The organism is Rhizobium sp. BK060 (assembly GCF_014193145.1).
GTDB lineage: Bacteria > Pseudomonadota > Alphaproteobacteria > Rhizobiales > Rhizobiaceae > Rhizobium.
The window spans coordinates 188,066-206,412 of the sequence record NZ_JACHYW010000005.1; the positions used below are offsets into that span (position 1 = coordinate 188,066).

17 protein-coding genes are annotated in these 18,347 nt (G+C 59.5%); 13 read left to right on the top strand and 4 right to left on the bottom strand.

Going from position 1 to position 18,347, the window contains the following annotated elements; translation table 11 throughout:
• Positions 1–17: 17 nt before the first annotated feature.
• Positions 18–1,028 carry an ABC transporter substrate-binding protein gene (locus FHT71_RS07835; RefSeq protein ID WP_132589025.1) on the bottom strand — a complete coding sequence of 337 codons (1,011 nt, stop codon included), beginning with the start codon at positions 1,026–1,028 and terminating at the stop codon, positions 18–20.
• 185 nt (positions 1,029–1,213) lie between these two features.
• Here FHT71_RS07835 and FHT71_RS07840 point away from each other — a divergent pair, with 185 nt between their 5' ends.
• The gene (locus FHT71_RS07840) at positions 1,214–2,164 is read left to right on the top strand and encodes a LysR family transcriptional regulator (RefSeq protein WP_132589026.1); all 951 of its coding nucleotides are present in this window, start codon (positions 1,214–1,216) and stop codon (positions 2,162–2,164) included.
• A 3-nt stretch (positions 2,165–2,167) separates the two neighbouring features.
• On the opposite strand, the gene FHT71_RS07845 is transcribed toward FHT71_RS07840, so the two are convergent.
• Complete coding sequence (locus FHT71_RS07845; protein ID WP_132589027.1) at positions 2,168–2,965, bottom strand: creatininase family protein; 798 nt, start codon at positions 2,963–2,965, stop codon at positions 2,168–2,170.
• 579 nt (positions 2,966–3,544) lie between these two features.
• Between FHT71_RS07845 and FHT71_RS07850 the strand changes: the two genes are divergently transcribed.
• A complete protein-coding gene (locus tag FHT71_RS07850; RefSeq protein WP_132589028.1) occupies positions 3,545–3,955 on the top strand; it encodes a cupin domain-containing protein in 411 nt (136 codons plus the stop codon).
• Between the two features lie 107 nt (positions 3,956–4,062).
• Positions 4,063–4,821 carry an SDR family oxidoreductase gene (locus FHT71_RS07855; protein WP_132589029.1) on the top strand — a complete coding sequence of 253 codons (759 nt, stop codon included), beginning with the start codon at positions 4,063–4,065 and terminating at the stop codon, positions 4,819–4,821.
• A gap of 173 nt (positions 4,822–4,994) precedes the next feature.
• On the opposite strand, the gene FHT71_RS07860 is transcribed toward FHT71_RS07855, so the two are convergent.
• Together FHT71_RS07860 and FHT71_RS07865 are read right to left on the bottom strand one after the other, a co-directional pair.
• Positions 4,995–5,480 carry an adenosine-specific kinase gene (locus FHT71_RS07860; RefSeq protein WP_132589030.1) on the bottom strand — a complete coding sequence of 162 codons (486 nt, stop codon included), beginning with the start codon at positions 5,478–5,480 and terminating at the stop codon, positions 4,995–4,997.
• A gap of 278 nt (positions 5,481–5,758) precedes the next feature.
• On the bottom strand, positions 5,759–6,709 hold the full coding sequence (locus FHT71_RS07865; RefSeq protein ID WP_132589031.1) for a LysR family transcriptional regulator: 951 nt from the start codon (positions 6,707–6,709) through the stop codon (positions 5,759–5,761).
• Positions 6,710–6,805: 96 nt separating this feature from the next.
• Between FHT71_RS07865 and FHT71_RS07870 the strand changes: the two genes are divergently transcribed.
• The 10 genes from FHT71_RS07870 to FHT71_RS07915 all read left to right on the top strand — a co-directional run bounded on the left by FHT71_RS07870 (position 6,806) and on the right by FHT71_RS07915 (position 18,315).
• Positions 6,806–7,681, top strand: a complete 876-nt coding sequence (locus tag FHT71_RS07870; protein WP_132589032.1) for a dioxygenase — start codon at positions 6,806–6,808, stop codon at positions 7,679–7,681.
• Positions 7,678–8,739: a maleylacetate reductase gene (locus tag FHT71_RS07875; RefSeq protein WP_132589033.1), complete on the top strand. Its 1,062-nt coding sequence runs from the start codon at positions 7,678–7,680 to the stop codon at positions 8,737–8,739. Before FHT71_RS07870 ends, FHT71_RS07875 begins: the two co-directional genes overlap by 4 nt.
• 32 nt (positions 8,740–8,771) lie before the next feature.
• A complete protein-coding gene (locus tag FHT71_RS07880) occupies positions 8,772–10,055 on the top strand; it encodes an ABC transporter substrate-binding protein (protein ID WP_132589034.1) in 1,284 nt (427 codons plus the stop codon).
• A 65-nt stretch (positions 10,056–10,120) separates the two neighbouring features.
• The gene (locus FHT71_RS07885; protein ID WP_132589035.1) at positions 10,121–10,840 is read left to right on the top strand and encodes an ABC transporter ATP-binding protein; all 720 of its coding nucleotides are present in this window, start codon (positions 10,121–10,123) and stop codon (positions 10,838–10,840) included.
• Positions 10,840–11,559 carry an ABC transporter ATP-binding protein gene (locus FHT71_RS07890; protein ID WP_132589036.1) on the top strand — a complete coding sequence of 240 codons (720 nt, stop codon included), beginning with the start codon at positions 10,840–10,842 and terminating at the stop codon, positions 11,557–11,559. Before FHT71_RS07885 ends, FHT71_RS07890 begins: the two co-directional genes overlap by 1 nt.
• A complete protein-coding gene (locus FHT71_RS07895) occupies positions 11,546–12,409 on the top strand; it encodes a branched-chain amino acid ABC transporter permease (RefSeq protein ID WP_132589037.1) in 864 nt (287 codons plus the stop codon). The genes FHT71_RS07890 and FHT71_RS07895 overlap by 14 nt, the downstream gene beginning before the upstream one ends.
• Positions 12,410–12,415: 6 nt before the next feature.
• Positions 12,416–13,504 carry a branched-chain amino acid ABC transporter permease gene (locus FHT71_RS07900; RefSeq protein WP_132589038.1) on the top strand — a complete coding sequence of 363 codons (1,089 nt, stop codon included), beginning with the start codon at positions 12,416–12,418 and terminating at the stop codon, positions 13,502–13,504.
• Entirely contained in the window at positions 13,497–15,251 is a 1,755-nt protein-coding gene (locus FHT71_RS07905) for an FAD-dependent monooxygenase (RefSeq protein ID WP_132589039.1), read from the top strand. The genes FHT71_RS07900 and FHT71_RS07905 overlap by 8 nt, the downstream gene beginning before the upstream one ends.
• Positions 15,252–15,258: 7 nt before the next feature.
• Entirely contained in the window at positions 15,259–16,143 is an 885-nt protein-coding gene (locus FHT71_RS07910) for an intradiol ring-cleavage dioxygenase (RefSeq protein WP_132589040.1), read from the top strand.
• 408 nt (positions 16,144–16,551) lie between these two features.
• Positions 16,552–18,315, top strand: coding sequence for a polysaccharide lyase family 7 protein (locus FHT71_RS07915; protein WP_132589041.1), 1,764 nt, complete (start codon positions 16,552–16,554; stop codon positions 18,313–18,315).
• Positions 18,316–18,347 lie beyond the last annotated feature (32 nt).

The following is an 18,347-nucleotide window of genomic DNA, read 5'->3' on the forward strand; positions in this document are numbered from 1 at the left end:
AACCAATGCGGCGTCCCTTACTTCTTCAGAGCCATGCCGACACCCTTGCAGACGTATTTCGTGGTGTATGCCTTGGTGTAGTCCGTCTCGGCCTTGAGAACCTTGATGCCGACCATCTCGGCGAAGAACTTCTTGTAGTGCGCATCGGTGATGCAGCCGATCCCCTTGTCGAGGGCTTCACCGGATTCGACGATGCCGTACTCCTTCATCTTGGCGATCGAATAGGCGATCTGGCCATCCGTCATTTCCGGATTGTCCTTCTTGATCAGCGCGTTTGCCTTGGTGTTGTCGCCGTAGAGGTAGTTGTACCAGCCCTCGATCGAAGCATCGACAAAGCGCTGCACGACATCCGATTTGCTGTCGACCATCGACTGCGTCGTGGTGATCATCGTCGAGTAGGGGGAATAGCCGCTGTCGGCGAGCAAGAATACTTTCGGCTCCCAGCCGGTCTGCTTCTGAATTTCATAAGGTTCGGAGGTGAGGTAACCCTGCTGGCCGGATTCCTTGTCGGCGAGGAATGGGCCGGGGTTGAAATTGTATGGCTTGTATTGCTCGTCCTTGAAGCCCTTGTAGTTCGCCTTCATCCACTCGAAGTAGGTCAGATAGCCGTCCTTGCCGAGAAACAGCGTCTTCAGCTTGGCAAGGTCTTCGAATTTCTCGATGCCGGCGTCCGGATGAGCGATCAAAACCTGCGGATCCTTCTGGAAGATCGCTGCGACGTCGACGAGCGGAATGCCCTGTTCGACGGCCGAGAGTTCGCCCTGCGGGCCGCCCATGTAAAAGTCGATCTTGCCGGAGATCAGCAATGCGCTGTTTGCCGCGTTCGGGCCACCCTGTACGATGGTGACATCCAGCCCGTGCTTGGCATAAGTGCCATCGGCCACTGCCTGATAAAAGCCGCCATGCTCGGCCTGCGCAAGCCAATTGGTGCCGTAGCTGACCTTGTCGAGCGCCAAACTTGGAGCTGCGAGCATGCATCCAAGTCCAAATGCTGCGGTAAATGCGATGTTATTCAAAGTCTTGGACATGATCGGCGTTCCCCTTCGTGAGCCGTTCGGACGGCTCTTCGGCGTCCGATTTTCTTCATTTGAGCGATTGCTTTGCTGTTTGAAAAGCATCAAAATTCGTGCGCAACGATGCCTTTTTGGCATCTCATCGCGGGCCTGTGCCTAATTTGTGCGTGGCGCTTAAAATTGATGCAACGAGGGGTCGGATGCTGCATTCCAGGAAGCTGCTCTACATCAACGAGATCGCCCGCACGGGCTCGATCCGCAAGGCCGCGGCGCGCTTGAACGTCGCGTCATCTGCAATCAATAGGCAGATTCTGGCTCTCGAGGCGGAAATCGGCGCACCACTGTTTGAACGATTGCCGCGGGGACTGCGACTGACGGCGGCAGGCGAACTATGCATCGAACATATTCGAGAGGTTCTGAAAAACTACGACCGGCTGGAGGGGCGGATCAAAAGCCTGAAGATGCAGCAGGCCGGCAAGGTCCGATTGGTGACGACCGTCGGTCTTGCGTCAGGGCCGCTTGCGGAGATCATCGCACGGTTTCAATTGGAGCATCCGCGCGTCTATTTTCAGATCAGGAACGATGCAGGCACGACGACGGTCAATCCGGTGCTCTCAGGTGATGTCGATATCGGCCTCGGCTTCAATATTGCGCCAACACCGGGGATCCGGACGCTCGGCAACTTCGACATCCCGATCGGTGTCGTGCTGCCGCCCGGACATCGCCTCATCGGTCAGGGGCCGATCAGCCTGGGCGACATCGTCCAGGAACGACTGGTTCTCGCGCAGCCGGGCACCAGTCTTCGGGATGTCATCAACCTTGCGCTTGCGCGGCTTGATGTCTCCGTCGAGCCGGTACTGGAGAGCAATGCGTCGGAGATGCTGAAGAAGCTCGTCAAATGCGGCGCGGGGCTGACCCTGCTCAATCCGCTCGACGTCATCACCGAATGCCGCGCCGGCGAACTTGTATTCCGGCCGATTGCCGAGCCTCATGGTCGACATCAGCCGATGAAACTCTTTGCCCGCGCTCGCGCGCCGCTCGATGCGGCGACCAGCCTGTTTGTCGAATATCTGTTGGCCGAGCTTGCCGGCCTTGTTCAGGAGTTGCAGTCCAAGGGACATATTTCTCCAGACAGGTCGTCGGCCGCCTGAGATCTAGCGTGAGAAGAGATTTGTGAGCGGATAGCGCTTCAGATCATTTAGGAGTTCGATGAAGCCCAGCACCTGATGGCGGCAGATCGCCGCCCCTTTCTCGGCCGTGCCGCGCGACGCGTCGCCCACGACGCCGGCGGGATTGAGGTCATGTGCGATCCAGGCCAGCGAGTGCGGCGGAAGCGGCTGGATGAACTTCGACTGCTCGCGCATCCATTCGGCCTTGGACACGAAGTTCTCTGCCTTGTCCATGCGGACGAGATCCGGCCTGAAATGCAGCATCAAGGATGTTTCGACCTCTCCGCCGTGGATGCCATATCGGGATTCGTGATCGCTGATCATGCCGTGCGGATGTCCGAAACGGCCCCATTGGGTCGACACGACGGCCATCTGGTGGCGCACGCGCAACTCGCGTGCAACAATGCTCATGATGTCAACATTGCCGCCGTGCGAATTGACGATCACCATCTTGCGGATCCCGGCTTCGGCAACCTTGGCGCCTATTGCCGTCCAAACCGGGATCAGCAGTTCGGCAGGCAACGAAAGCGTGCCCGGTCCATAAATATGCTCGTTTGCCTTACCGACTTCCTGTGTCGGCAGCACCAGGATATCGAGGTCATCGGGCCGTTGACGGCGAAGCTCGCCCAGCATGCCGTTGGCGATCGAAACGTCGGTCGCGATCGGTAGGTGAGGCCCGTGCTGTTCGGTCGAGGCGATCGGCAAAATGGCGATGGTCGTGTCGGCCGAGAGCCCGGCAAAGTCATGGGTGTTGAGCTCGTTCCAATAGAATGGCGTCGCCATTGCCGTGCGTTCCCTTCGTTGAGGTTTCCTCAGGGACTAGGGAATTATGCGACATGCGAAAAGCATCAATTTGCGTGCGCGCCGCTGCCTTTTTGCGATATAGCAGAAGTCCAGGAGCTCAGGGCGGATCAACAGATTTTAGGGTCTTCGCCAACGTGTGTGGTGATCGAGGATATGGACCGGCAACGATGATGGTCCCGTAGCGCCGGGAACGGCGCGTGGCGGCAGGTTGGACCAACCGATTTACCGTTCATACCGTGTCTTCCTGATGCTTCTGAAATGAGGGTGGCATTGACCACCTTATTTTTGTTTATATGTATGCGCTCATGTAATTCAATCGGGCGCTAGATGACCTCTGCGAAAGGGGAACTGGTGCAGGTGGCAGCAGTCTTCGAAGAGCCCCAGGGAGTGGTGATTAGCCGCATCTTGTCGAAACTCGCCGGAACGGTGTTGGGCACATCTTGAACCGCAGACCGATGCAGTCGGTCCGGCAAACCTTCGTACATCCATTGCACCCAATGCCCGACGCAGGCGATCCGCTCCGGTCGCAGTCAATGACGTCACAGAAGGAGGAATGCCATGGGAAGGCTCGCAAGTGGCTTACTTTGTGCAGCGCTGATGGCTGTGCCTGCCGCAGCTGCGGATAAACCCCACAATGCCAAGGTTTCTGTCGTGTTCGACCATGCGCTTCCGAACGTGCCGGGAAAAAGCATGCGCGTTGTGCTGGTCGAATATGGTCCGGGAGGCTCCAATCCGTCCCACACGCACGCCAAAAGTGCCTTTATCTACGCGACCGTGATCGAAGGCATGATCAAGAGCCAGATCAACGATGGCGAGGTCAAGGTCTACAACACTGGCGAAAACTGGATCGAAGTACCCGGTGATCACCATCGCGTCAGCGCGAATGCCAGCGAAGCTAAACCTGCAAAGATCCTTGCCGTCTTCGTCGTCGATACGGACGAGACGAAGCTGACGATTCCAGACAAGTAAGCAGTTGCCGTGGGGTGGCAGAGGCGAAGGCAGGTGCCTTTTGCCACTGCCTCAACCGCAAAACCTGAGATGTCCTAGGTGGATATCCAATCTCAAGGGGTAGAATCATGAGAATCGTGATCATCGGAGGCACGGGCCTCATTGGAACGAAAGTTGCGGAGCGTCTGCGCAAGCAGGGGCACGATGTAGCGCAGTCATCCCCTTCAACCGGGGTCAACACGCTCACGGGCGAAGGACTCGAGGGCGTACTTGGTGGTGCAAGCGTCGTACTCGACGTCACAAACTCGCCGTCATTTGAGCCGAGCGCCGTTCTTTCGTTCTTCCAAACGTCGACCACGAACCTGCTCAAGGCGGAACGCGCGGCCCAAGTTCGCCACCATGTTGCGCTTTCTATCGTTGGCATCGAGAGATCACCTGAGAACGGTTACTTCCGGGCCAAGGTCGCTCAGGAAGACCTCATCAAGAAGGGCGGCATCCCTTACACGATCGTCCGGTCCGCCCAGTTCCTGGAGTTCTTGGGGGGCATCGCCGATAGCGCGACTGTCGATGGGACGGTCCACGTATCGCATGGCGCGTTCCAGCCAATCGCTGCGGACGATGTTGCAGACTTTGTCGCTGAGGCGGCAGCCGGTACGCCCGAGAACCGAACCATCGAAATCGCAGGGCCCGAGAAGAAGCCGATGAGCGATTTCGTCAAGGGCTACCTCGCCGCTGTCGGTGATGAGCGAACGGTCGTGGTCGACCCACAGGCCAGGTACTTCGGCGCGCTTGTCGATGACCAGTCCTTGGTTCCTCTCGGATCCGCCAAGCTTGGCAAGCTGGACTTCAAGACCTGGTTTGCACAGCGCCCACAGGCCGCTGCCTGATCTGACTCGGCTTGGCGGCATCCGGCCGCCAAGCCAGCTTTTTGAAAGCGGGGGATTGCGGCAACGCGCCGTAGCGCGGGGTCATCGCGGGCGCTTCGTGAATCCGGACGTCTGGATCATGAGCTTGACGATATTGTCCCTGCAGGCCTGTCGACTTCGGCTTCATTGAGCCACTACAGCTTGTAGCCGATCTGACGCAGCAGCTCTTTCCGCCACGCAATATCGGCGTCGGTTTCGACACCCAGCGGTGAGGCGCCGTCCACCACACCGAGCACGCCGCGGCCAAGCTCCGTTTGTGCGACGATCACCTGGGTCGGGTTGGCCGTCGCGCAGAAAATGCGGCAGACCTCTGGCACCGCACGTACCGCAGCCAGCACGTTGACGGGAAAGAATCCGTCCCCCAGGAAGATCAGGAAAGTGTGGCCAGCGCCAATCGCCAATGCGTTGTCGCGTGCAAGTGCGATCACTGCTTCGTCATTACCCGACCAACGCACCAGCCGCTTACCAGAGGCCTCGCAGAAGGCCAGCCCGAAGCGAATGCCAGGAACCGCGCCCACCAGCGCCTCGTGGAGATCTTCCACAGTCTTGATGAAATGCGACTGGCCAAAAATGAAGTTGGAGGCGTCCGGCTTGACGATGGGCACCACGGCAAGTTCCATGGCTGCGCTCCTTCAAGGTAGGTAACGCAGTGGTAGGTAGGCGGACGAACCGCGATTTCAAGCGGCCTGCTAACGCATGTCGCTGAGGTTACCAAGTGCAGGGCCCAGCCGGACTTGCGCATCGTGCTGCCTGGCAGCAATTGGAGCGACACCAAAAAGATGCTCTCGTCGAAAAAACCAGCACTGGAGCAACATACTGGAAGCCGCTCCCGCAATGGTGATCTGAGTTGCTGAGAACGCCTGACAGTTGGCGCGCCGCCTGGCGGTAGCGGTACCTGCTACCGCCCCCAAACCACCGCTTCCTCGTGCCTCTTGATCAGGTGCCTCAGGCTTTCGAAACCGGAGCGGATATGCTGCGCGAACTGATCGACTGCCGGAGATCGGGCGGAATCGGCGCGCGTGAGTATTGCCAGAGCCCGTTCCGGATGCGGGATGGTCAGCGGCAATGCGGTGATCGATTTCTCCTTCCGCAAGGCGAAAACCACGCTATGGGGTATCACCGTGAGAGCATCCGCCGCCTTGAGATAGTTGATGACACTCATCAGCGAGCCGCCGGAATAACGGATCTTGATTTCCGTTGCGCCGAAGGAGAGCAACAGGGCGCGAAGATCGGCGAGCAGCGGGCTGCCCGGCGGAGGTGCTACCCAGGGATAGTCGAGAAGCTGGCTTGGTTGCGGCCGACGCTTGAGCAGCAGTGGATGCGTGACCCTGCAGGCAATCACGTTGCGTCCCGGAAGGATCTGTTGGAATTCCAAGCCGGAACCCTCATCCAGAATGTCGATCGGGCAGATCGCAAGGTCGATCTGGTCGGCCTTCAAGGCGGCGCGAAGATCCGGGAAGTAGCCGTAGCTTTGATCGATCCGAACATCAGGATGTGTACTCTGAAACTCGGCGCACAACCCTGCGATCAGTGCATCCATGAAGAAGGGCGTGCCTCCGACGCGCACGACGCCGCTCTTGCCGACGCGGAAGCTTTCCACGAGGTCCGACGCCTTGCGGGATGCTGCCAGCATGACCAGCCCTTGCTCAGCCAATGACAGGCCAAGCGACGTGGGTTGAAGCGGTCTGCGTCCTTTGATGAACAATGGCTCGCCGAGACGCATTTCAAGCATCGACAGGGTGCGCGAGACAGCGGGCTGTGCGAGACCAAGGAGGGCCGCTCCCTCGGTCACTCCGCCGGTCTTGACCACAGCGGCGAGCTGGATCAGGTGTCGTTCATCTATCTTCATAACGATCTGTTATATTAAAGCTGAATCAAATCATCAATCGAATGCGACAGGCCTGCTAGCTTGCCATTACCAACGATGCGGTTTTGGGAGAGACGCATGCCGCCGGCAGCCGATGCGCTTATTTTCAGTGAGGCCACTTCCTCGGACGTGTTTGCTGAGCGTATGCCCTCTGGCAAGGGCGGCCAGTTGCCCCGCCTGATGGCGGCGGTCGCCAAGCACGCGCATGAGCTGATCAAGGAATTCCGGCCCACCCAGGATGATTGGCGCAGGGTGATCGCGTTTTTGACGGAAGTCGGCCATGCCTCCGATGAACGCCGTCAGGAGTGGGTGTTGCTCTCCGACCTGATTGGCGCGTCGGCCCTCGTGGAAGAGATCAATTCGCGGCGCCCGAAAGGCGCAACGCCGAACACCATTCGCGGGCCATTCTTTCGCAGCGATGTGCCGGAGCGCGCGCAGGGCGGTTCGATTTCGCTTGATGGAGTGGGAGAGCCGCTTTGCGTCTCGGCCCGGATCGTCGACCTGGACGGACGCCCGATCCCGTCGGCCGAGCTCATCACCTGGCAGGCCAATGCTCAGGGCTTTTATGAGAACCAGCAGCCGGACCTGCAGCCCGAGCACAACCTGCGTGGTCTTTTTCGCGCCGACGCCGACGGAAGCGTTGACTACCGCACGGTCATGCCGAAGGGATACAGCGTGCCCGACGATGGCCCTGTCGGGCATTTGCTGGCAGCGGCGGGCTATCCTTTGCATCGGCCGGCGCATCTGCATTTTGTGGTCCGCGCGGTCGGTTTCGAGACGATCACCACGCATGTCTATGATCGAAACGATCCGCATCTCCACGAGGACGCGCTGTTTGGCGTCAAACCCGAATTGGTCCGCGACTTTCGCCCCGTGAGCGGAGATGTCTCGCAAATGCGGCAGGTGGATTTCACGTTCGTGATGGTGCGGGCAAGACCGGAGAAAGCACGATGAGCCTGTCGTTCCACTATGCCGGCAGCCCGGCCCATATCGTCTTCGGCGAAGGGGCTAGCCAAGAGGCGGCAAACTGGATCGCGAAGATCGGTTGCCGGAGAGCCTTGGTTCTTTCCACGCCACACCAGAAGAGTGACGCCGAGGCACTGGCTGCGAAGATCGGGCCGCTGGCTGTCGGCGTATTCAGCGGCGCCGTCATGCACACGCCTGTCGACGTCACCGAGACGGCAATGAAGGTGGTTGGGGAAAGCCGAGCCGATTGCGTCGTGTCGCTCGGCGGCGGCTCGACGACGGGTCTTGGCAAGGCCATCGCTTATCGCACGGACCTGCCGCAGATCGTCATTCCGACGACCTATGCAGGCTCGGAGGTCACGCCGATCCTTGGTCAGACCGAGGGCGGTCGCAAGACGACAGTGAAGGGTGCGAAAATCCTTCCCGAGGTGGTGATCTACGATGCGACGCTGACAACGGGCCTTCCGGTTGGCTTGTCTGTGACCTCGGGGCTGAACGCCATGGCCCATGCCGTCGAAGCGCTTTACGCTGAGGACCGCAATCCGATCTCGACCCTCATGGCCGTCGAAGGCTTGCGTGCCTTCCGGTCGGCACTTCCGCAAATCCTGGCGACGCCTGGCGACCTAAATGCGCGGGCAGGCGGTCTTTATGGTGCCTGGCTCTGCGGCACAGTCCTGGGCACGGTCGGCATGGCGTTGCACCACAAGATTTGCCACACGCTCGGCGGCACCTTCGACACGCCGCATGCCGAAACGCATGCGATCATGCTGGCGCACACGGCCGCCTTCAATGGGGTGGCGGTGCCCGAGCTTCTTCAGCCTGTGGCAGAGATTTTCAAAGGTTCGATCGGCGGGGGGCTTTGGGACTTCGCGAAGTCGATCGGTGCGCCACTTTCGCTGCGTGATCTAGGCCTCACGGAAGCCGACCTCGACAAGGCAAGCCGGATCGCGGTCGAGAACCCCTATTGGAACCCGCGATCGATCGATCGGCAATCGATCCGCGCATTGCTGCAACAGGCCTGGGAGGGCCGCCGGCCGGAGAATTAGTCGTCACACAAGGGGAATGGGAGGAAAATGAGATGACAACCAGACGCGAATTCCTGAAACAGACGGCAGCCACCGGCGTGCTTGCTGCCGCATCCGGGCTGGCTTTGCCGGCGCTGGCACAGAAAAGCTCGATCAAGCTCGGCTATGTCAGTCCGCAAACCGGACCGCTTGCTGCCTTCGGCGAGGCCGACAAGTTCGTCATCGAGAACTTTCTTGCGACGACCAGGAAGATGGGCCTCGACTATGAGGTTGTCGTCAAGGACAGCCAGTCCAATCCCAATCGTGCCGCAGAGGTCACCAAGGAACTGATCGTGACCGATGAGGTAAACCTGGTCCTCGTTTCCTCGACACCGGAAACCACCAACCCGGTGTCGACGACCTGCGAAGCCGAAGAAATGCCCTGCATTTCGACGGTTGCGCCGTGGCAGCCATGGTTCATCGGCCAACAGGCAAATCCCGGCGACCCGAACTCCTGGAAACCATTCAATTTCGCCTATCATTTCTTTTGGGGGCTCGAGGACATCATTGCCGTCTTTACCGGCATGTGGGGCCAGGTCGAGACCAACAAGAAGGTCGGCGGGCTGTTCCCCAACGACGGGGATGGCAATGCTTGGGGAGACAAGGTTGTCGGTTTCCCGCCTGCACTCGAGAAGCTCGGCTATACGCTGACCGATCCTGGCCGCTTCCAGAACCTTTCGGATGACTTCTCCGCGCAGATCAACGCCTTCAAGCAGGTGAACGCCGAAATCGTCACCGGTGTCGTTATCCCACCGGATCTTACGACCTTCTGGAACCAGGCAAAGCAGCAAGGCTTCAAACCAAAGGTTGCCTCGGTCGGCAAGGCGCTGCTGTTCCCGCAAACGGTGGAATCGCTCGGCGATGCCGGCCACAATCTTTCAACCGAAGTCTGGTGGACGCCAAGCCACCCCTTCAAATCGTCGCTGACGGGTGAGACTGCCGCGCAGGTTGCTGAGGCCTTCACCAAGGCAACGGACCGGCCCTGGACACAGCCGATCGGGTTCGCGCATGCGCTGTTCGAGCTGGCCGTGGATGTCATGAAACGTGCTGACGATCCAAGTGACGGCGAGGCTGTTGCCAAGGTCATCGGCGAAACAAGGCTCGACACGCTCGTTGGCCCGATCGCCTGGGGCAACGAGAAACTGCCGCCCTTTGCGCAGAAGAACGTTGCCAAGACGCCGCTTGTCGGCGGCCAATGGCGGCTGAAACAGGGCGGCAAGGGGTATGATCTCGTTATCGTCGAGAATGCCACGGCACCCAACATACCGACCGGCGGGAAAATGGAGCCGATCGCCTGAGCGCGTCAGCTCTTGTCGGAAGAGCAGGGAGCCGTGGAGGCGGCTCCCTAAGTGGGAGAGGATTTATGCCAATATTGGAACTGGAAGGTGTCTCGAAGAAGTTCGGCGCGTTGACCGTCGCCCAACAGATTTCCTTTGCCGTGGACGACGGCGAGGCGCTCGGCATCATCGGCCCCAACGGCGCCGGCAAGTCGACCCTGTTCAATCTGATCACTGGCAACATCTCGCCAGAGAGCGGCGCGATCCATTTCATAGGCTCCGACGTCACCAATACCCCGCCGATGGCGCGGTGCTTGGCCGGAATGGGCCGCACATTCCAGATTCCGCAGCCCTTTGATCAACTCACCGTGTTTGAGAACCTGCTTGTGGCCGGATCGTTTGGCGCGCGGAAGCGGGAAGGGGAGGTCGCCGATCGCTGTGCAGAAATCCTGATCGATACAGGACTGATTGACAAAGCCAATGCAATGGCCGGCAGCCTCACGCTGCTGCAGCGCAAGCGGTTGGAACTGGCGCGTGCGATGGCAACCGATCCGAAGCTCCTGCTGCTCGACGAGATTGCCGGTGGGCTGACGGAAGGCGAATGCCGGGCGCTGGTAGCGACTATCCGCGGCCTCCACGGCAAGGGCATTACGGTGATCTGGATCGAGCATGTCCTGCATGCGTTAAACGCCGTGGTCGGACGTCTGCTCGTCCTGCACTTCGGTCGCGTGATCGGCATCGGTAAGCCCGACGAGATCATGAACTCGAAGCAGGTCCGCGAAATCTACCTGGGGATCGATGTGTGATGCCGCTTCTCGAAACCCATGCACTGACGGCTTCCTACGGTGACTTCCAGGCGCTGTTTGGCATCGATATCAGGCTCGAAGAGGGCGAGACGCTGGCGATCATCGGCGCGAATGGAGCCGGCAAGACGACGCTGATGCGGTCGCTGTCGGGTGTCCTCAAAAACGAGCCCGGTTCCATCAGCTATCGGGGAGAGGCGATCGGCGCGCTGGACGCCCCCGATGTGATGTCGCGCGGAATTGCCATGGTGCCGGAGGGCCGGCGGTTGTTTCCATCGTTGAGCGTCGAGGAGAACCTGCTGATCGGTTCCTACGGTCGCAAGGCCACGGGTAGCTGGACGCTCGAGAGCATCTATGCGCTGTTTCCCGTCCTTAAGGAGCGTCGGCGAAACTCTGCCACGGCACTTTCGGGCGGGCAGCAGCAGATGGTGGCGATCGGCCGGGCGTTGATGTCGAACCCGGACGTGCTGCTTTGCGATGAGATCAGCCTCGGACTGGCGCCGGTCGTGGTGCGCGATATCTACGCCGCTTTCCCGCGCATCCGCGAAACCGGCGCGGCGATCATCATCGTTGAGCAGGACATCGCTCAGGCACTCAAGGTCTCCAATCGGATCTATTGCATGATGGAGGGCCGCATCACGCTTGCCGGAAAGCCATGCGATCTCGACCGCGATGCCATTCACAAGGCCTATTTCGGAGCAGATGGTCATGAACTGGCTTGATACGATAACGCAGGGCATCCTGCTTGGCGGGCTCTATGCGCTTTTTGCCGCGGGGCTGAGCCTGGTCTTCGGCATCATGCGGCTGGTCAACCTTGCGCATGGCGACCTGATCGTCTTCGCCGCCTTTGTGATCCTGTTGCTTGTTTCATGGCTGGGGCTCCATCCTTTCGTTGCGGCGTTCATCGCGGCGCCTCTCATGTTCGCAGCCGGTTGGGTCCTTCAATACCACCTGCTCAACCGCACGCTCGGAAAGGATATCCTGCCGCCACTGCTCGTCACGTTCGGTCTTTCGATCGTCATCCAGAACGGTTTGCTGGAAGGCTTTACGGCCGACAGCCGTCGGATATCGGCAGGTGCGCTCGAGACCGCCTCCGTTTCGCTCGGACCGATCAATGTCGGTGTCATGCCGATGCTGACCTTTGGCTCAGCGATCCTCGCCATCGTTACGCTGAACCAGTTGATCTATCGCACCTCGATCGGCCGCGCGTTTCGTGCCACATCCGACGATGTCACCACGGCGGGCCTGATGGGCATCCGGCCGCAACGCATTTTCGCTATGGCAACAGGCCTTGCCATGGTGGTCGTGACGATCGCGGCGCTCTTCCTCGGAACACGTGCCAATTTTGATCCCACGTCGGGCCCGGCCCGGCTGATCTACGCCTTCGAAGCCGTCATCATTGGCGGGCTGGGCTCGCTTTGGGGAACGCTGGCCGGCGGAATCATACTTGGTGTCGCGCAGACGATCGGGGCGGCCATCAATCCGGAATGGCAGATTCTAGCCGGGCATCTCGCGTTCCTTCTCGTCCTCCTGTTCAAGCCGCGCGGCCTCTTCCCGCGCGCAGTGGATTGAAACGTCATGGAACAGTTGCTCTCACCAACCTTCAAAGTCGAGACCCGTACAGGCGCATCCGCGGCATTCGCCCTCATGGCTGCGATCGTCGTGATCCTCGCATTCCTGGCGCCGCTTCTGGTGTCGCGCGGCGCAGTCCAGGACCTGTTCTTCATCCTCACCATGCTGGTGTTGGCACAATGCTGGAATCTGCTTGCCGGATATGCTGGCCTGATTTCGGTCGGCCAGCAGCTTTTCGTCGGTTGCGGGGCTTATGCCATGTTTGCTCTCGTCAGCCTGTTGGGGCTCGATCCTGTCGCGGCCGTTCTGGTCGCCGGCGTCTTTGCGGCGATCGTCGCCGTGCCGACGGCGTTCTTCACTTTTCGCCTCTACGGTCCTTATTTCGCCATTGGCACATGGGTGATCGCCGAGGTCGGCCGCTTGCTCTTTGCCCAGTGGAAAGCACTCGGCGGCGGTACCGGCACATCATTGCCGCGTGACGCGACCCGCGACATGATCGGCATCGACCTGTTGAAATCCTTGTTTCGGATGAAATCGGCGGAGGCGGGTGACGCGCTGACCTATTGGCTCGCTCTGGTACTCGCTCTGGTCACGATCGGGGCCATCTACTGGTTGCTGCGATCGCGCAACGGGCTGGGTCTTGCCGCGGTCCGTGACAACGAGCAGGCAGCACGCGCCGTCGGCGTTGATGCCCGGCGCATGAAGACCATGGTCTACCTGACCGCGGCATTTCTGACAGGCTGCTGTGGCGCGCTGATCTACGTCCAGAAGCAACGTATCTCGCCGGATGCTGCCTTCTCGGTGATCGACTGGACGGCCTACGTGATCTTCATCGTCGTCATCGGCGGCATCGGCACGGTCGAAGGGCCGATCATCGGCGTCATCGTCTTCTTTGTGCTGCAGAACCTGCTTGCCGGCTATGGCTCCTGGTATCTTTTGATACTCGGCCTGGTCGCCATCGTCACGATGCTGTTTGCGCCGCGCGGGCTTTGGGGCCTGTTTTCCGACCGCACCGGCATCCAGCTTTTTCCGGTTCGCCGAATTCTCAAAGGTGGACCCCTTGAACACAAGCAAATGGGAGGGCCAAATGGCTGATATCACAACGGATGTACTCATCATCGGAACCGGCCCCGCGGGTTCTGCGACTGCGGCACTGCTGTCGACCTACGGCGTCGAGAACATGGTGATTAATCGCTACCGGTGGCTTGCCAACACGCCGCGAGCCCATATCACCAACCAGCGCACGATGGAGGTGTTGCGCGATCTCGGCCGCGATGTCGAGGACGAAGCCTACATGTTTGCCGCCGAGCAGGACCTGATGGGTGAGAATGTGTTCTGCACCTCTTTGACGGGCGAAGAAATCGGCCGAATGAAAAGTTGGGGCAAGCATCCGCTGTCTCGCGCCGAGCATCAACTCTCCTCGCCGAGCCTGATGAACGACCTGCCGCAGACCTTCATGGAGCCGCTGCTTTTCAAGACGGCCTGTTCGCGCGGCACACAGGCGCGGATGTCATGCGCGTATATCAGCCACGAGCAGGATGCCGATGGCGTCACGACCATCTGCCTCGATCGATTGACAGACAAGGAATTTACCGTCCGCTCCAAGTTCCTGATTGGCGCCGATGGTGGCAATTCGCGGGTAGCCGAACAGGAACAACTGCCATTCGAGGGCAGGATGGGTGTCGGCGGCTCGATGAACATCCTGTTCGAGGCCGATCTGTCGCGGCATGTCGCCCACCGTCCCTCGGTGCTCTATTGGGTGTTGCAGCCCGGTGCCGATGTCGGCGGCATCGGCATGGGGCTGGTGCGCATGGTCCGGCCCTGGCACGAATGGCTGATCGTCTGGGGCTACGACATCAACCAGCCAGCACCCGACGTGACCGAGGACTTCGCCATCAAGGTGGTGCGGGACCTCGTCGGCGACCAGGAACTCCAGCCAAAGATCAAATCGGTATCGACCTGGACCGTGAACAACATGTATGCGACACAGATGTCCAACGGCCGTGTCTTCTGTATGGGCGATGCAACGCATCGTCATCCGCCGTCGAACGGACTGGGTTCAAACACCTCGATCCAGGATGCCTTCAACCTCGCCTGGAAGCTGTCCATGGTGCTGAAAGGTCAGGCCGGACAAGGCCTGCTCGACAGCTACAATGCGGAGCGCGCGCCAATTGCGAAGCAGATCGTTACACGCGCGAACAAGTCGATCGAAGAGTTCGGTCCGATCTTCAAGGCGCTAGGCCTTCTGGATTCTGTTGATCCGGTCAAGATGCAGGAAAACATGGACGCCCGCTGCAACGATACGCCGGAGGCCGAAAGGCAGCGCAGAGCGATCCGGGATGCGATCGCCTACAAGGTCTATGAGTTCGATGCCCATGGCGTCGAAATGAACCAGCGCTACAAATCGGATGCGATCATCAACGGCGCTCAGCCGGAGCCCGCCTTCGCAAAGGATCCGGAACTTCACTACCACGCGACAACGTGGCCCGGCGCGCGCCTGCCGCACGCTTGGCTCTTCAATCACAGCGGCGACAAGGTCTCGACCCTCGATCTCACCGGCCACGGCGTCTTCACTGTTTTGACCGGCATCGGCGGCGCCGGTTGGGTGGCGGCGGCCAAGACGCTAGCAAAGGAGTTCAACATCCGGATCACCTCGCACACGATCGGACCGCGCCAGGAATGGCAGGATCTGGTTGGCGACTGGGCCAACGCGCGCGAGGTTCGGGATTCCGGAGCTGTTCTTGTACGGCCGGACCATCACGTTGCCTGGCGCGCAGATTCAATGGTCTCCAATCCGGAAGCCGAACTGCGCCGGGTCCTGACATCCATTCTTGATAAGTGAGAGCATCATGCAAGCACATGAAAGGGGCTTCTTCACGGAAGAAGATTCGGTCGCGGTGGTGACTGGCCGCAACAGGAACGCCAAGGACGAACGCCTGAAGCAGGTGATGGAAGTCATCACCCGAAAGCTCCACGAAGCGGTAAAGGAGATCGAGCCCACACAGGATGAGTGGATGCAGGCTATCTTCTTCCTTACGCACACGGGCCAAATCTGCAATGAGTGGCGGCAGGAGTTCATTCTCCTTTCCGATGTCCTTGGCGTGTCGATGCTGGTCGATGCGATCAACAACCGCAAACCCTCGGGGGCCTCGGAAAGCACCGTGCTTGGGCCGTTTCATGTTGCCGACGCGCCGGAGCTGCCAATGGGTGCAAACATCTGCCTGGATCAGAAGGGCGAGGATATGTTCATCGAAGGACGGATCCTCGACACCGATGGCGAGCCTATTGCCGATGCACTGATCGATATCTGGCAGGCGAATGATGAGGGTTTCTACGACGTCCAGCAGAAGGGCATTCAACCGGATTTCAATTTGCGGGGCGTGTTTCGGACTGGTCCTGATGGGCGCTATTGGTTCCGGGCCGTGAAGCCGAAATATTATCCGATCCCGGATGACGGTCCGGTTGGACAATTGCTGAAGGCCCTTGGCCGCCATCCCTACCGGCCGGCCCATCTCCACTACATCATCAAGGCCGACGGTTTCGAAACTCTGACAACCCACATCTTCGATCCCGATGATCCCTATATCGATTCCGATGCGGTTTTCGGGGTAAAGGAGAGCCTGCTTGCGGAATTCCGCCGTACGAGCGATCCCGGACGGTCGCGACAATATCAGTTTGCGGGCGATTTCTGGGATGTAAGGCACGACTTCGTCCTTGCCCGCAGGAAGCGCTGAGGCTTCAGACGACAATCCCTGCACGGCCGCGGCAGTGTTGATACGCGCCCTGCAACGATCAATTTCCGCGCCAGGCCAGCGCTGCCGCAAATGAGCGTTGGGAACGCGAGCGCCGATGGAACGCCTCCATCGTGTTTCTAGACGACTGGCCAATGATTTCCGTCCTCAACCTGCGTCCGTTGATGCTGGAGATGGTCCTGGCGACGCCCCTTTACGTTCTCGTAGCAATTCTTCGCGCATAGTGGGGCAAGTAAAAACGATCACGGGACGGTTTCCGCTCTGTCATCGGAGACCGATTCGCACCGAGGCTCCTGGTTGAGTTCGCGTCGTCGACGAACAGTCTCGATAGATCAGCACGCATACAAGTTACTGATAATACAAGATATTGTCTGCTTGGAGAACGAGTTTATGGCGACGAATTCCGATAATTTCGATTTAATGAGCTGGAAACTCTGTCTGCCGATCGACGAGGATGGCGGCACCAGTGGCACGGCTTTGGAGATCCTGGATCTCACTGGCTTCGAACATTCGTCCTATTTTTATACAGCCGAAGATGGGGCGATGGTGTTTCGTGCGATCGCTGACGGAGCATTGACCAAGGGCACGACCTGCGCGAGGTCGGAGCTACGCGAGATGGACGGCCACTCGTTAGCCGCTTGGAGCTTGGGTGAAGGAGGCACGATGACCGCGACCTTGAAGGTCGACGAGGCACCGCAAACGACGGATGGCATGGATGGGCGTATCGTCGTCGGCCAGGTTCATGGTTCGGAAGACGAACTGGTCAGGCTCTATTGGGAGAATGGTGAAGTCTACTTCAAGAGCGACAAGAGTGGGGACGGCAACGATTCTTTGAAATTCGAACTCACCAATGCGGGCGGCGACACCCCACAGATTTCTCTGGGAGAGCAGTTTTCCTACAAGATTGATGTTCACGGAGATACACTGACGGTCATCGTCTACGCTGACGGGGACATTTACACGTCGGTCACAACGGTAAGTTCTGCCTGGGACGGCGAAGAGTTCTATTTCAAGGCGGGCGCCTATCTCGGAAACAATGAGACGAACAGTACCGGTGCCGGCCAGGTGTCATTTTATGGGTTTGATTTTTCGCATGAAACAGGCGACGGACTGGGCGGCCTGGTGAGCACGGTGACAGCCGATGACGGCGCGAATGCCTATTCGGCAGATTCAACCGGCACGGTCGGCAATGATGTCCTGACGGGTGGTGAGCTCGCTGACGTTATCTACAGCTATGGTGGCGACGACGTCGTGCGCGCCGGGGCCGGCGACGACACGGTAGTGGGCGGCTCTGGTGCGGATAAATTGCTGGGTCAGGACGGCGCCGACACGATTTTCGCAGGGGCGGGCGATGATGTCGTCTATGGCGGGGACGGTAACGATACAATCTATGGCGGTGCCGGTAACGACACCCTCAAGGGCGAAGCCGGCGCGAATATAATCACCGGCGGCGATGGAGACGATATCGTCTATGGCGGGGCAGGTGCCGACGATCTGAGCGGTGACGCCGGTGCCGACAAAATCGTCGCAGGTGCTGGCGATGATCTCCTCAGCGGTGGCGTGGGTAACGATCGGCTCTATGGCGGCGACGGCGCTGACCGGCTTTACGGCCAGGATGGCGACGACATGCTCGTCGGTGAGGGTGGCGCTGACAGGCTGGTCGGGGCAGATGGCAACGATGTGCTCTACGGCTATAGCGACAATGACAGGCTTTATGGTGACGCCGGATCAGACAAGCTGGTGGGCGGCGACGGCGACGACACACTCTACGGAGGGGCCGGCGACGACCAACTCTATGCGGACGAAGGCGCTGACAATCTCTATGGCGGCACCGGCGCCGACACCTTCGTCTTCACGTGGCTCGATGCGTCGACGTTAACTTCCAGCGGCCGCGATGACATCTACCAGTTTTCTAGCACTGAAGGCGATATTCTCAATCTTAGCTCGATCGACGCCAACGCTACCGTCAGCGGCGGTCAAGCCTTCGATTTCATCGGGACTGCCGTGTTTTCAGAAAAAGCCGGCGAATTGCGCTATGTCAACGCCGGATTGGAGACCTATGTCTATGGGGACCTCAACGGCGACGGAGCTGCGGACTTCTCGATCCACGTCGATGGCGTCGTCCAGCTTCACAGCAGTGATTTTGTCCTCTGATAGACAACAGACTGGTTGCATGTTTTGCTTCC

Coding starts and splice junctions, on each gene's coding strand:
- FHT71_RS07835 (WP_132589025.1), bottom strand. CDS start 1,028: ATGTCCAAGACTTTGAATAACATCGCATTTACCGCAGCATTTGGACTT.
- FHT71_RS07840 (WP_132589026.1), top strand. CDS start 1,214: ATGCTGCATTCCAGGAAGCTGCTCTACATCAACGAGATCGCCCGCACG.
- FHT71_RS07845 (WP_132589027.1), bottom strand. CDS start 2,965: ATGGCGACGCCATTCTATTGGAACGAGCTCAACACCCATGACTTTGCC.
- FHT71_RS07850 (WP_132589028.1), top strand. CDS start 3,545: ATGGGAAGGCTCGCAAGTGGCTTACTTTGTGCAGCGCTGATGGCTGTG.
- FHT71_RS07855 (WP_132589029.1), top strand. CDS start 4,063: ATGAGAATCGTGATCATCGGAGGCACGGGCCTCATTGGAACGAAAGTT.
- FHT71_RS07860 (WP_132589030.1), bottom strand. CDS start 5,480: ATGGAACTTGCCGTGGTGCCCATCGTCAAGCCGGACGCCTCCAACTTC.
- FHT71_RS07865 (WP_132589031.1), bottom strand. CDS start 6,709: ATGAAGATAGATGAACGACACCTGATCCAGCTCGCCGCTGTGGTCAAG.
- FHT71_RS07870 (WP_132589032.1), top strand. CDS start 6,806: ATGCCGCCGGCAGCCGATGCGCTTATTTTCAGTGAGGCCACTTCCTCG.
- FHT71_RS07875 (WP_132589033.1), top strand. CDS start 7,678: ATGAGCCTGTCGTTCCACTATGCCGGCAGCCCGGCCCATATCGTCTTC.
- FHT71_RS07880 (WP_132589034.1), top strand. CDS start 8,772: ATGACAACCAGACGCGAATTCCTGAAACAGACGGCAGCCACCGGCGTG.
- FHT71_RS07885 (WP_132589035.1), top strand. CDS start 10,121: ATGCCAATATTGGAACTGGAAGGTGTCTCGAAGAAGTTCGGCGCGTTG.
- FHT71_RS07890 (WP_132589036.1), top strand. CDS start 10,840: ATGCCGCTTCTCGAAACCCATGCACTGACGGCTTCCTACGGTGACTTC.
- FHT71_RS07895 (WP_132589037.1), top strand. CDS start 11,546: ATGAACTGGCTTGATACGATAACGCAGGGCATCCTGCTTGGCGGGCTC.
- FHT71_RS07900 (WP_132589038.1), top strand. CDS start 12,416: ATGGAACAGTTGCTCTCACCAACCTTCAAAGTCGAGACCCGTACAGGC.
- FHT71_RS07905 (WP_132589039.1), top strand. CDS start 13,497: ATGGCTGATATCACAACGGATGTACTCATCATCGGAACCGGCCCCGCG.
- FHT71_RS07910 (WP_132589040.1), top strand. CDS start 15,259: ATGCAAGCACATGAAAGGGGCTTCTTCACGGAAGAAGATTCGGTCGCG.
- FHT71_RS07915 (WP_132589041.1), top strand. CDS start 16,552: ATGGCGACGAATTCCGATAATTTCGATTTAATGAGCTGGAAACTCTGT.